Origin of the sequence: Salifodinibacter halophilus (genome assembly GCA_012999515.1) — a bacterium.
Classification (GTDB): Bacteria; Pseudomonadota; Gammaproteobacteria; order Nevskiales; family Salinisphaeraceae; genus Salifodinibacter; species Salifodinibacter halophilus.
Genome location: JABEEB010000746.1, coordinates 1 through 235 on the forward strand (window position 1 = coordinate 1; position 235 = coordinate 235).

Annotated in this window: 1 protein-coding gene; it reads left to right on the forward strand. The window is 65.1% G+C overall.

Translation table 11 applies throughout. The features are described 5' to 3' along the window. Positions 1–112: 112 nt before the first annotated feature. Positions 113–235: acetyl-CoA carboxylase carboxyl transferase subunit alpha (locus HKX41_13560; GenBank protein NNC25160.1), on the forward strand; the 123-nt coding region annotated here is incomplete at its 3' end.

A 235-nucleotide genomic window follows, 5' to 3' on the forward strand; every position in this document is an offset into this window, starting at 1 on the left:
GGTTGCCCGCGCATCTCCGCTCACTTCTCAGTTTCCGTACCCGCCCCGTGCCTATCGGTACGGTCCGGCCGCCTGAGCTAGACTGTGCCCTTCCTCGGCCCATGGCCCACGCATGAACCCGAACTACCTCGACTTCGAGCAGCCCATCGCCGACCTGGAAACCAAGATCCAGGAGCTGCGCCATGCCAGCAGCGGTCCGGCGGTCGACATCGACGCCGAAATCCACACCCTGCAG